Source organism: Dorea amylophila (genome assembly GCF_025567265.1).
Classification (GTDB): Bacteria; Bacillota; Clostridia; order Lachnospirales; family Lachnospiraceae; genus Dorea_A; species Dorea_A amylophila.
The window spans coordinates 121,202-132,740 of sequence record NZ_JAOQJW010000001.1; the positions used below are offsets into that span (position 1 = coordinate 121,202).

Below are 11,539 nucleotides of genomic sequence, written 5' to 3' on the forward strand. Positions count from 1 at the left end.
GGGTAAGAACAGTGGGAAAAGCAACAGGATTTATGGATTATGACAGGCAGGATAAGATGGCTGAAGATCCAAAAGAGCGAATTAAGCATTTTAAAGAGTTTCATACACCTCTGTCAAAAGAAGAACAGGAGCTGCAGGGAGCCAGATGTATGGCATGTGGCGTGCCGTTCTGCCAGTCCGGTCAGATGCTGATGGGAATGGCAAGCGGATGCCCTCTTCACAACCTGGTACCGGAATGGAATGATCTGATCTTTCAGGAAAACTGGGAAGAAGCATATTACAGACTGAAAAAGACGAACAACTTTCCGGAATTTACATCAAGGGTATGTCCGGCACTCTGTGAGGCTGCATGTACATGCGGACTGAACGGAGATGCAGTTTCAAGTAAGGCGAATGAATATAGCATTATTGAAAATGCATACAAAAAAGGTTATGCAGCAGCAAAACTGGTAAAGGTAAGAACCGGTAAGAAGGTTGCAGTTGTAGGTTCCGGTCCGTCGGGACTTGCAACTGCTGATATGCTGAACAGAAGAGGACACAGTGTGACTGTCTTTGAAAGAGAAGATAAAATCGGTGGACTCCTTCGATATGGTATCCCGAATATGAAACTGGAAAAGCAGTTCATTGATCGCAAGATTGCAATCATGGAAGAAGAAGGGGTTCAGTTTGTGACAGGATGTAATATCGGAAAAGATAAGAAAGCAGCTACATTATTAAAAGAATTTGACCGTATAGTACTTTGCTGCGGTGCATCAAATCCAAGGGATATTAAAGTACCAGGAAGAGAAGCCGAAGGCATCTATTTCGCAGTAGATTTCTTAAAATCAACAACAAAAGCACTCTGGAAAAATGCAAAACAGAATGCAGATGGAACCTATGACCTGAGTCTGAAGGAAGGCACATACATTTCCGCAAAAGGAAAAAATGTTATGGTCATCGGTGGAGGAGATACAGGAAATGACTGTGTGGGAACATCGATGAGACATGGTGCCAAGAGTGTACTGCAGCTTGAGATGATGCCGAAAGCTCCGGATGAACGTACGGAGATGAATCCTTGGCCGGAGTGGCCGAGAGTCTGCAAGACAGATTACGGTCAGCAGGAAGCCGCTGCCGTATTTGGACATGACCCACGTGTATACCAGACAACCGTCAAAGAATTCAAAAAAGACAAAAACGGTAAAGTATGCAAGGCAGTTCTGGTGAAATTAGAGCCGAAAAAAGATGAAAAGACAGGCCGTATGATGATGGCAGAGGTGGCCGGAAGTGAATACACGGTGGATGTAGATCTGGTATTGATCGCAGCAGGTTTCCTGGGAAGTCAGGATTATGTGACCAAAGCATTTGGCGTAGAAGTAAATGAACGCACAAATGTTAAGACTGCAGCCGGAGCATATAGTACAAACGTTAAAAATGTCTTCACAGCAGGCGATATGCACAGAGGACAGTCACTGGTTGTGTGGGCAATCCGTGAAGGGCGCGAGGCTGCAAAAGCTGTAGATATCAGTTTGATGGGATATACGAATATGTATGTCCAGTAGTGAAAAAGTACAGCAAAAGGATGGGCGAAAAATTTCCTCGCATAAAATAAAAAGCTGAATTATAATAGGAAAGAACAGGTCGGAATCATATATTCCGGCCTGTAATTGTTACAAAAGTATTAAAAAATGTTGCAATTTGCTCTATGTTGAGCTATAATAGCAATCAGATGCGGAAGAAAGAATAATCTTGCGCCTGAGGGGAAGCAATAATTAAAACAAAAAGAAAGAAGAGTGAGTATGAATAAACACGGAATCAGATTGATCACAGCAGTGGTGACAAGTTCAATGATTGTAACACCTGTTTTGGCAGCACCGTCTGTCGATGATTTGAAGAAGGAAAAAGCTGCAAAGCAGAGTGAAGTAAGTTCCTTGCAGTCGCAGCTGACAACATTAATGGGAAAAGTCAATACACTGGAAAGTGAATTGATTCAGACCGGTGAGGACATTACAAAAGCACAGGGCGATTTGGAAGTTGCGCAGGAAAAAGAAAAAGAACAGTATGCAGCAATGAAGAAGCGTATCAAGTATATGTATGAAGCCGGTAATGATTCAGCATTTGAGACACTGGTTACATCAGAAGACTTTACAGATCTTCTCAGTAAAGCAGAATATGTTCAGAATGTACATAGCTACGACAGAAAACAATTGCAGGAATATGTAGAGACAAAACAGCAGATTTCCGATCTGAAAGACAGTCTTGAAAAAGACCAGAAAGAATTGGAAAGTAAACAGGTGGAATATGAAAAACAGGGTGATAACCTGAATAACCTGATTACTTCTAAATCAGCAGAAGTTGCTAATCTGGATTCAGAGATTCAGGCAGCAGCAGAAGCAGCAGCCAGAGAAGCAGCAGAAAGAGCAGCAAGAGAGGCAGCGGAAAAAGCAGCAAAAGAAGCGGAAAGACAGCAGGCAGCAGCAAGCAATAATAATGCAGCTTCAACATCGAATAGAAACAATACAACAAGCAGTTCAACAGCTACAAGCAACAGAAATAATACAACAAGCAGCAGCTCGTCAAGCAGTTCAAGTGCACCAGCAGTAACAAAACCGTCCAATTCAAGCAGCAGTACTACGACGAGTGGAACGAATGCAAACGGAGGTTCAATCGTAAGCAGAGCATACAGCCAGCTTGGAAAACCTTATGTATGGGGTGCATGCGGACCAAACAGTTTCGACTGTTCCGGATTTGTAAGCTATTGTCTGACAGGAAGCTATACCCGTCTCGGAACAACACTTACATTCATGGGATGGACAAGAGTAAGTAACCCGCAGCCTGGTGATGTTGTAACAACAGCAACACATTGTGGTATTTATATCGGAAATGGTCAGATGATTCATGCTCCGCACACGGGAGATGTTGTAAAAGTCGGACCGGTACAGTCTGGTATGATCTATGTGCGTAGATAATGAAAAGTAAATAAAATAAAAACCGGAATCAGGTAACTGGCTTCGGTTTTTTATTTTTTATGCTAAAGTTTGCAGAAAAATAAAATGAAAATCCTTGCAAACAGACAACCTTTATGGTAATATTAAAAAGTCGCAAAAAATCACGCATAGGCTTGTCCCGATGGTGCCAAAGCCTGGTAACAGGACGGTTTCGGGGACGTATAACAACATATGCGGAAGTAAAAAACCAATGGAGGAAAGAAACATGAGCGTTATTTCAATGAAGCAACTTTTAGAAGCAGGTGTTCACTTTGGACATCAGACAAGAAGATGGAACCCTAAGATGGCTCCTTATATCTACACAGAGAGAAATGGTATCTATATCATTGACCTTCAGAAATCTGTAGGTAAAGTAGATGAAGCTTACCAGGCAGTAGCTGATATCGCGGCAGAAGGTGGAACAATCCTTTTTGTAGGTACTAAGAAGCAGGCTCAGGATGCTATCAAAGTAGAAGCTGAACGTTGCGGAATGTACTATGTAAATGAAAGATGGCTTGGAGGAATGCTTACAAACTTCAAGACAATCAAGAGCAGAATCGCTCGTCTGAAAGATATCGAAAGAATGTCAGAAGACGGAACATTTGATGTACTGCCTAAGAAAGAAGTTATCCAGTTAAAGAAAGAATGGGATAAACTTGAGAAGAACCTTGGCGGAATCAAAGACATGAAGACACTTCCAGATGCTATTTTTATCGTAGATCCTAAGAAGGAAAGAATCTGTGTTCAGGAAGCACACACTCTTGGAATTCCACTTATCGGTATCGCTGATACTAACTGTGATCCAGAGGAACTTGATTATGTAATTCCTGGAAATGACGATGCTATTCGTGCTGTAAAACTGATCGTTTCTAAGATGGCTGATGCTGTAGTAGAAGCTAACCAGGGTGTTGCAGGCGAAGAAGAGTATGTTGAAGAAGCTGAAGAAGCAGTAGAAGAATAAGATTCTTAAAAAACATAATTGGAGGATAAGATCATGGCAGTTACAGCTAAGATGGTAAAAGAATTAAGAGAAATGACCGGTGCAGGAATGATGGACTGCAAGAAAGCTCTTAATGAGACAAATGGTGATATGGATGCAGCTATCGAGTTCTTAAGAAAGAACGGAGAAGCTAAGGCTGTTAAAAAAGCCGGACGTATCGCAGCAGAAGGTATTGTTATGGCTGATGTTAAGGATGACAAGACAGCAGCTATCGTAGAAGTTAACTCAGAGACAGACTTCGTTGCTAAGAATGCTGAATTCCAGGGATTCGTTAAAGCAGTTGTTAATCAGGCAATCGCTTCTGATTCCGCAGATATGGATGGATTCATGGCTGAAGCTTGGAATGAAGACGCTTCTAAGACAGTACAGGATGCATTAAATGAGAAAATCTCTGTAATCGGAGAAAAACTTAGCATCAGAAGATTTGAGAAAGTTGTTACTGATGGTTGTGTAGTATCTTATATCCACGGCGGCGGACGTATCGGTGTTCTTGTAGAAGCTGAGACAGATGTTGTTAACGATGAGATCAGATCATGCCTGAAGAACGTAGCTATGCAGGTTGCAGCTATGTCTCCAAAATATACTTCACGTGATGAAGTAGATGCTTCTTTCTTAGAGCATGAAAAAGAGATTCTTCTTGCTCAGGCTAAACAGGAGAATCCAAACAAACCAGATAATATTATCGAAAAGATGATTATCGGACGTCTCAACAAAGAGATGAAAGAAATCTGCCTGTTAGATCAGGTATACGTTCAGGACAGCGACCTTACAGTAGCTAAATACGTAGAGAAGGTAGCTAAAGAGAACGGAGCTAATATGACAGTTAAGAAGTTTGTTCGTTTTGAGACAGGAGAAGGTCTTGAGAAGAAGAATGAAGACTTCGCAGCTGAAGTTGCAGCACAGATGGGAAACTAATTTATCAATCGCAAGACTGGTAAAAAGCAAATTAAATAGCGTATTTAAGCGGTTTCTGCCTATTTTGACAAGTGTTATGAACTACTGTAAAATCTCACAAAATATCGTGCTATTTTGGGTACAGATTGGGTAGGGTATTGGGTAAAGAAATTTACCCAACCTCTTAACGAGGAATTTACTTGTTGTTTAAAAATAGAAAGGGAACGCTGTGAGTGTTGAGGGTGTATTGCATTTTGCAATATGCCCTCAAATTTTTTAAAAAAATAATGTTAAAGATTGGGGAATATGCTAGAATAAGAGAAATAAACAAATTAGAATTTGAGGTGGAGATATGTATGAAATACGAAAAATACATAGCAATGAAGTAATGGAAGCCCTTGCTTTAGCATTAGAAGTGTTTTTACAATTTGAAGCACCGGACTATAAACCGGAGGGAATTGAAACATTCAAGCGAGATATAGTTGAAAATGATGAATTTATTTCAAAATGTCAACAAGGTATCTGCCCTATATATGCGGCGTTTGACAAGGGTAAAATGATTGGAATTATCGGTATGTATTCAAACAGGAAGCATATCAACTTAGCATTCACAAAGAAAGAATATCATCGTCAAGGTGTAGCTACTTCAATTTTTCAGTATCTTTTAGCAGATATTTTGAAAGATGCTCCAAAGTTGCACGAGATTACTTTAAATTCGTCACCATACGGTAAGCCATTTTATCTTCATATCGGATTTAAGCCACAATCAGACGAGCAAGAAATAGACGGGATTAGGTTTACCCCTATGAAGTACACAATCTGATAAACTTCAGTTTGTAAAATTGAAAAATGTGAATTTGGAGGATAATAGGATGTTAGAATTTAGATATGATACTCAACTTTTGATTGAAGGCGAAAATCTTGATGAAGATAAAATAAATGAATATTTCACAAATAATTTTAAAGGAGATTGCTTATTGGCGGTTGGAGATGAAGAATTGATTAAAATTCATTTTCATACAAATGAGCCATGGAAAGTGTTAGAATATTGTTCTCAAATCGGAGAAATCTATGATATTGTTATTGAAGATATGGATAGACAGGCGAGAGGGTTAAAGGGGTAAATTCCATATTATTGCAGACAGTTTTTTTATTGACTGTCTGCTTTTTCTTTTTAATTATAATTGATAGTGGTACTATAAAATGGTTCATATCCATTGCGAAAAGACCATTTAGAGTGATACAGATTGATTGTAAGAATAGTAGGAGTTCCGTTGATTTGATTATGTTCTGCTTCGATTTCCGCTATTACTTCATCTGTATTCCAGTATTGATATACAATAACTTGTAGTTCGGTATCACGATTAGCCCCATTGCTGAATGACATACTGTTAAATACAAGATAATCGGGCAAGCTAATGTAATAGAGAATGCCTGCAAGCAAGACTAGAATAATAGTGGCAAATAACAATTTCTTTTTCATTTTGATATACCTCTGTTTCTGTATAGTTATAGGGATAAGTATATAGTACCTCACTATATAGTGAAATACTACATAAAGATTTATTGAATATACTTTTATGTAGAGGTGAGGCAATGAAGTATGGACATTTGGAACTTCACATAGAGGAACTGCTGAAAGAAAAAGGAATTAGTAAGAATACCATTTGTAAGGAATTGGATATACCGAGGTCTAATTTTAATCGTTATTGCAGAAATGAATTTCAGAGATTAGACGCACAACTAATCTGTAAACTGTGCAGTTACTTGGAGTGTGGAATAGAAGAACTGATAGAGTATGTGAAAGAATGAGAGCCTGTCGGATTGAAGAAAATTCGTGCAGGCTTTTGTTGTGTCAAGAAAAAGAGAAAATGTAGTGAGGTCAAGGAACAAGGCGTAGCCGATACGCCGTAGGGCAGTCCTTGACGGAACGGACACAGCCAACAGCACCATGATACAGCAGAGGACTTGAAAGGTCGGAAACCTTGCAAGTCCTCTTGTCTGTTACTGGGCGTTATGCTTTAAGTAAAGTGCTTCTTTCTCCAGTTCCTTTTCAAATGCTTTTATGTGACCGTCTTGTATTCCGTTGTCGATATGAAAGCAGTCGTCAGTCTGTGAGTAGGAGAGCATGGTAACTTTCGGTTCATAGGTTGCTGTATCAATTCCATAATAGTAAATCGTGGCGGTTGTTAATACCATGTGAATGCTTTCAAAATCTCTTGTAAAAATTGTATGCCTGTCGGAATAAAAGAAATCAGACGGGCATTCATAGAATTGGGAACTATCCTCTTTCAAAAATAGTGGCAGTATGTGCATTGCATTTCCAGCACGATTGACAAGGACATAAAAGCGTGGAATGAGGGCGGCATATTGTGTCATCATGGCGATATATATATCATCTAAATCATCAAGAAGATACTCAGAGCAGGAGTTGTTATAAAAGACATATTGCAGGGCGTTATCGTTTTGACTTGTATGTTCCATAGGCACATTTTGTCCGTAAAGCCAACGCAAATCTACATCTAAGGAGTCGGCGATCAGTTCCATTTTATCGGCTTTGGGGTTGTATTGTCCCGAAAGATAGGAACTAAACGCCCCTTTGCTGATACCTGTATCTTTGACTATATCTACTTGTTTTTTATTTTTTGCTTTCATGGCAAATTTAATCCGTTCTGCGATTGTATTCATCTGAAAACCCTCTCTTTCCATATCTCGTTATAACTTTTCATATCTTATCGTCTAAGGACACTATACCACAAGTTCAGAAAAAAGAAAATAAAAAGTTTATAAAAAACTAAACTTCCTATTGCAAAACAAATATGTCTGTGCTAATATACAATTAAGTTCAGAAATAACTGAACCACAAACGACGTCGTAATAAGAAATTGAAAATATGAGAAACTGACCTATCGGTTCAACGGGGAGAAAGGAACGTGTATGCAGATTACATTGACAAAAGAACAGGTAAAAGAAGCATTTGGAGAACTTCGTTTCATGGGTGCGGATAACTGTTACCGCTATGATAAAGACAGTAAGAAGAAAACAGAGGAAGTGGAAGCCTTAAAACTTCATCTTGGAAGTATGAAGCTTGGGAACAGCGTGGATATTCGCTTGGAAGCAACGGAACTTCCGAAGATTGAGCCTTATGCTGTGGTGGAACTGGGAGAACCAGTTTATGCCCCTTATGTGCAGAGAGGAAACTTTCCTGTATTAGTGGAGAAGATTACCTGTAAGGGTATCCGCCCTGTTCCAAATAAAAATATGTAGGCGGTCAAAGTTCCTGTCCTCGTTCTGACGTACCAAACGGCAGGTTGAGGGCAGGGCAATGGCAACGCCATTGCAGATAAGGAGGTTTGATAAATTTGGAAGAAAGAAGCGGAAGTTTTCTTCCAGAACTCCCCTACACTAACAGGGGAGTAATACGGCAGAAAGAAGAATTAAGTGCCTTGATAGATTGGTGTCAGATAACCATTAAGGAAGTTCCGTTAGAAGCAGTCATAGAAGATGTGTTGAGAATACCTTTGGAACTTATGACGGTAACAGGCTATGAAAAAGGGATTGCAGGACATGAGGTTGTGGCAATCTTCGATAATATCAAGGTGCTAAAGCCGACAGGAAATGCACAGTATCAAGGCTTTCAGATCTTAATGAGTGGGAAAGGCTGTCGTAACTATGAGAATTTTTTACAACTCAATGAGGAAACATGGTTTGATTTCTTAAACAGAGTTTGTCAGTATCACATCAATTTTCCTCGGATTGATTTAGCGATAGATGATAGAAAACCGTATTTGAGTATTCCCGATTTGATTATACGGACAAAAGAGGGATTGCTTTCCACAAAACTAAGGGATATAGATTTTCACGATTCGGGAGAACTGAAAGAGGAAGTGTTTCAGAGTAAAGGTGGCAGTCTTTATCTCGGCAGTTCAGCCAGTAATTTGAGATTGGTATTTTATGAAAAGGGATATGAACAGAATAAAAAGTATGGAACAGAATTAGATGAAAATTGGAATAGATATGAGTTGAGATTTCGGCAGGAAATGGCAGTTAGCGTAGTACAGGAATTATTGAGATATAGAGATGTGGCAGGACTGGCAATGGAAGTATTGAACAGCAAAATACGATTTTTAGAAAAGCCGACAGACAGCATGACAACACGAAAAAGGCTTTACCCAACCTATCAAGCGTGGGCGGAACTGATGAAAGATATAGGTAAGGTTAAACTTACCATGCAACCACAGAAGAAAAGTTTACAAAAGGTGTGGGAATGGTTAGAAAAGTATGTTGCTCCGTCTTTGAAACTGTTTGCAGAGGTTGGAAAGATAGAGAAAAGGGATTATATCGGTAATCTTGTAGCAAATGGAGAAATGAATATCACACAGAAACAGTTGTATGATGATTACATAAAAGCAAGAAGATTAGAGGAAAGGGGATAATCGTATAGAAAAAGCATTATTAAATTTAAAGGAAGTAAGTGAGTATCTTGGACTTGGAGAAACAAAGACAAGAGAACTCTTGAAAAGTAGAAACTGTCCGTTTTCCATGAAGATTGGGTATCGGTGGTATGCGAACAGAAGATTATTAGACACATGGCTAGAGCAACAAGCAAAAAGTTATTGAAGTTCTGATTGAAAAGGAGGCGAACTTATAGTAGTATATGGTTAAAATCACAGAAGTTCCCTTTTTATTTATCAAAATATTTGATTGATAGAAAGGGTAGAGATTATGGGTAAAGATTTAAAAGGAAAAGAATTAGGAACAGGTTTACGTCAAAGAAAGGACGGTAGATACGAAGCAAGAGCAAAGATAAACGGAATAGACATTAACTTGTATGATGTTGATTTGAAGAAATTAAAAATATTGTTTGAAAAGGCAAAAGAAGAAGCAAGAAATAATATTGATATGAAACGTCAGAAAATAACGCTGAATGAATGGTTTGAGGAATGGTTTGCAAATTATAAAATTCCTAATATCAAGGAAACAAGCGTGTTTCCTATGCGTAGCAAATATTATAATACATTTGGAAAAGCAATAGGGAATATGAAAGTGACAGATATACGGAACTTGGATATTCAACGTGTCATTAACGATATGAATAAGCAGGGGAGAGCGTCTTCCAGTATGCGAGATGCTTTAGGCAGAGTTCGGGAGTGTTTGGAGTCTGCAAAGAATAATCGTATTATAGACATCAATCCATGTTTTGAAATCAATGTACCTTGGGAAAATAAAACAGCAGAAAGACGTTTCTTATCAATGGCAGAGCAAACAAGGTTTTTGCAGGAAGTAGAGCATAACTGGTATAAAGAGATGTTTTACATTATGTTTCTGACGGGTATGCGAATTGGGGAAGTCGGTGGTCTGAAATGGGAAGATATAGACTGGAATAAGAAATGTATTAACATTCAAAGGTCTTTATCCTGTCAATATGAAAATGGAGTAAAGACTATGCGACTAACAAAGCCTAAAACACATAATTCATACAGAAGTATTCCGTTTATGGCAGAAACAGAAGAAATTCTGTTATCTCAAAAAGAAAAACAGAACAGGCAGAAAAAAGCCTATGGAAATCGTTGGCGTTCAAGTGGAGAATTTGATAACTTGGTGTTTACCACTTCTTTAGGAAGTCCAGTTATTCGGAATGTAGCAGAAAAAGAAATTAAGAAAGTAGTAAAAGCAATCAATTTTCAAGAAGCAATAGAAGCGGTAAAGGAAAACAGAGAGCCGATAGAATTTAAAGACCTTTATCCTCATGCAATCCGACATACATTTTGTAGCAGGTGCTTTGAAAAAGGAATGGACGCTAAAGTAGTGCAAATGCTAATGGGACATCAGCATTACAGTACAACGATTGACATATATACTCATGTGACAGAAACAAAATTTGAAGAAGAAATAGCAAAGTTTGGTAGCGTGAGTGAAAAACAGAAAGTTCAGAAAAATAAAAACTCTACCCAGTGTGCATAAAAGAGTACCCAACATAGCAAAATAAGAGAAATTTGCTTTCAACGGGAATGAAAAGTTTCTACCCAAAGGGAAATTGGGTAAAATGGAAGAGCAGAATTGAGGAAAGCGTAGAAAGCCTTATAAAATGGGCATTTGAGAAAACAGTAAATAAAAGTTGGCAAAACAGATGAACGCATAATCGAATAGTGTGTTGAATTTCTGAAATGATAATAACCCTTGCGAATGGTGGTGACTCTGTTTGTGAGGGTTGTTTTTATAGAAACTTAAAAAAATGAATTGATTTGTTAAGCGGATTTTTCATATAAGATAGACAAAGAAAACGAATAAATTTATTTGAACATGAGATGAAAGAAGGCAATGAGCTGTCAGAACTCTTGTCTTCTTTTTTTGTGAGAAAGATGAAGAGTGTTATTCTTAGATATTTCATAAATTGGTTTATAGATGTACAATATTCTGTTGTAATAATGTACAAAGAAAGGAGGTGCTACAATGCCAGTAATCAAACCAATTACAGATTTACGTAATACAAATGAAATATCTGAATTATGTCATAAACAGCAGCAGCCAGTTTTCATTACAAAAAATGGTTATGGAGATTTGGTAGTTATGAGTATGGAAACTTATGACGAGTTGCTTAGCACGAACCATATTGATAAAGCAAAGGCAGGATTTTCTGATCCTAAGTCTGCTATATATAATGCCTGAGAAAAGACTTGAC

Annotated in this window: 15 protein-coding genes; 12 read left to right on the plus strand and 3 right to left on the minus strand. The window is 38.3% G+C overall.

From position 1 onward, the window contains the following. The first annotated feature begins 11 nt into the window (after nt 1-11). From OCV72_RS00560 to tsf, 4 genes are all read left to right on the plus strand, one after another. Entirely contained in the window at nt 12-1,538 is a 1,527-nt protein-coding gene (locus OCV72_RS00560; RefSeq protein ID WP_055281097.1) for a glutamate synthase subunit beta, read from the plus strand. A 237-nt stretch (nt 1,539-1,775) separates the two neighbouring features. After that, nucleotides 1,776-2,945 carry a coiled-coil domain-containing protein gene (locus OCV72_RS00565; protein WP_055281099.1) on the plus strand — a complete coding sequence of 390 codons (1,170 nt, stop codon included), beginning with the start codon at nt 1,776-1,778 and terminating at the stop codon, nt 2,943-2,945. 244 nt (nt 2,946-3,189) lie between these two features. After that, a complete protein-coding gene (gene rpsB / locus OCV72_RS00570; protein ID WP_028087118.1) occupies nt 3,190-3,924 on the plus strand; it encodes a 30S ribosomal protein S2 in 735 nt (244 codons plus the stop codon). A gap of 33 nt (nt 3,925-3,957) precedes the next feature. After that, nucleotides 3,958-4,878, plus strand: a complete 921-nt coding sequence (tsf, locus tag OCV72_RS00575) for a translation elongation factor Ts (protein ID WP_055281102.1) — start codon at nt 3,958-3,960, stop codon at nt 4,876-4,878. Nucleotides 4,879-4,952: 74 nt separating this feature from the next. On the opposite strand, the gene OCV72_RS16845 is transcribed toward tsf, so the two are convergent. Further along, the gene (locus OCV72_RS16845; RefSeq protein ID WP_154253351.1) at nt 4,953-5,117 is read right to left on the minus strand and encodes a group II intron maturase-specific domain-containing protein; all 165 of its coding nucleotides are present in this window, start codon (nt 5,115-5,117) and stop codon (nt 4,953-4,955) included. A 92-nt stretch (nt 5,118-5,209) separates the two neighbouring features. Here OCV72_RS16845 and OCV72_RS00580 point away from each other — a divergent pair, with 92 nt between their 5' ends. Both OCV72_RS00580 and OCV72_RS00585 read left to right on the plus strand, forming a co-directional pair. After that, complete coding sequence (locus OCV72_RS00580) at nt 5,210-5,680, plus strand: GNAT family N-acetyltransferase (RefSeq protein WP_015554185.1); 471 nt, start codon at nt 5,210-5,212, stop codon at nt 5,678-5,680. A gap of 49 nt (nt 5,681-5,729) precedes the next feature. Further along, on the plus strand, nt 5,730-5,981 hold the full coding sequence (locus OCV72_RS00585; protein ID WP_005335687.1) for a hypothetical protein: 252 nt from the start codon (nt 5,730-5,732) through the stop codon (nt 5,979-5,981). 50 nt (nt 5,982-6,031) lie between these two features. Here OCV72_RS00585 and OCV72_RS00590 read toward each other — a convergent pair whose 3' ends face one another. Continuing rightward, complete coding sequence (locus OCV72_RS00590; RefSeq protein WP_006426016.1) at nt 6,032-6,340, minus strand: hypothetical protein; 309 nt, start codon at nt 6,338-6,340, stop codon at nt 6,032-6,034. Nucleotides 6,341-6,453: 113 nt separating this feature from the next. Here OCV72_RS00590 and OCV72_RS00595 point away from each other — a divergent pair, with 113 nt between their 5' ends. Further along, nucleotides 6,454-6,669 carry a helix-turn-helix domain-containing protein gene (locus tag OCV72_RS00595; RefSeq protein ID WP_005335690.1) on the plus strand — a complete coding sequence of 72 codons (216 nt, stop codon included), beginning with the start codon at nt 6,454-6,456 and terminating at the stop codon, nt 6,667-6,669. A gap of 192 nt (nt 6,670-6,861) precedes the next feature. Here OCV72_RS00595 and OCV72_RS00600 read toward each other — a convergent pair whose 3' ends face one another. Further along, a complete protein-coding gene (locus tag OCV72_RS00600) occupies nt 6,862-7,545 on the minus strand; it encodes a helix-turn-helix domain-containing protein (protein WP_015554186.1) in 684 nt (227 codons plus the stop codon). A gap of 249 nt (nt 7,546-7,794) precedes the next feature. Between OCV72_RS00600 and OCV72_RS00605 the strand changes: the two genes are divergently transcribed. From OCV72_RS00605 to OCV72_RS00625, 5 genes are all read left to right on the plus strand, one after another. Then, nucleotides 7,795-8,124: a hypothetical protein gene (locus OCV72_RS00605; protein ID WP_004614003.1), complete on the plus strand. Its 330-nt coding sequence runs from the start codon at nt 7,795-7,797 to the stop codon at nt 8,122-8,124. 86 nt (nt 8,125-8,210) lie between these two features. After that, nucleotides 8,211-9,293, plus strand: a complete 1,083-nt coding sequence (locus tag OCV72_RS00610; RefSeq protein ID WP_044919239.1) for a replication initiation factor domain-containing protein — start codon at nt 8,211-8,213, stop codon at nt 9,291-9,293. Between the two features lie 4 nt (nt 9,294-9,297). Then, complete coding sequence (locus OCV72_RS16710) at nt 9,298-9,477, plus strand: helix-turn-helix domain-containing protein (protein WP_080543107.1); 180 nt, start codon at nt 9,298-9,300, stop codon at nt 9,475-9,477. 105 nt (nt 9,478-9,582) lie between these two features. Continuing rightward, on the plus strand, nt 9,583-10,821 hold the full coding sequence (locus OCV72_RS00620) for a tyrosine-type recombinase/integrase (RefSeq protein ID WP_005330087.1): 1,239 nt from the start codon (nt 9,583-9,585) through the stop codon (nt 10,819-10,821). 489 nt (nt 10,822-11,310) lie between these two features. Then, entirely contained in the window at nt 11,311-11,526 is a 216-nt protein-coding gene (locus OCV72_RS00625; protein ID WP_055281104.1) for a type II toxin-antitoxin system prevent-host-death family antitoxin, read from the plus strand. Nucleotides 11,527-11,539 lie beyond the last annotated feature (13 nt).

Coding starts and splice junctions, on each gene's coding strand:
- OCV72_RS00565 (WP_055281099.1), top strand. CDS start 1,776: ATGAATAAACACGGAATCAGATTGATCACAGCAGTGGTGACAAGTTCA.
- rpsB (WP_028087118.1), top strand. CDS start 3,190: ATGAGCGTTATTTCAATGAAGCAACTTTTAGAAGCAGGTGTTCACTTT.
- tsf (WP_055281102.1), top strand. CDS start 3,958: ATGGCAGTTACAGCTAAGATGGTAAAAGAATTAAGAGAAATGACCGGT.
- OCV72_RS00580 (WP_015554185.1), top strand. CDS start 5,210: ATGTATGAAATACGAAAAATACATAGCAATGAAGTAATGGAAGCCCTT.
- OCV72_RS00585 (WP_005335687.1), top strand. CDS start 5,730: ATGTTAGAATTTAGATATGATACTCAACTTTTGATTGAAGGCGAAAAT.
- OCV72_RS00590 (WP_006426016.1), bottom strand. CDS start 6,340: ATGAAAAAGAAATTGTTATTTGCCACTATTATTCTAGTCTTGCTTGCA.
- OCV72_RS00595 (WP_005335690.1), top strand. CDS start 6,454: ATGAAGTATGGACATTTGGAACTTCACATAGAGGAACTGCTGAAAGAA.
- OCV72_RS00600 (WP_015554186.1), bottom strand. CDS start 7,545: ATGAATACAATCGCAGAACGGATTAAATTTGCCATGAAAGCAAAAAAT.
- OCV72_RS00605 (WP_004614003.1), top strand. CDS start 7,795: ATGCAGATTACATTGACAAAAGAACAGGTAAAAGAAGCATTTGGAGAA.
- OCV72_RS00620 (WP_005330087.1), top strand. CDS start 9,583: ATGGGTAAAGATTTAAAAGGAAAAGAATTAGGAACAGGTTTACGTCAA.
- OCV72_RS00625 (WP_055281104.1), top strand. CDS start 11,311: ATGCCAGTAATCAAACCAATTACAGATTTACGTAATACAAATGAAATA.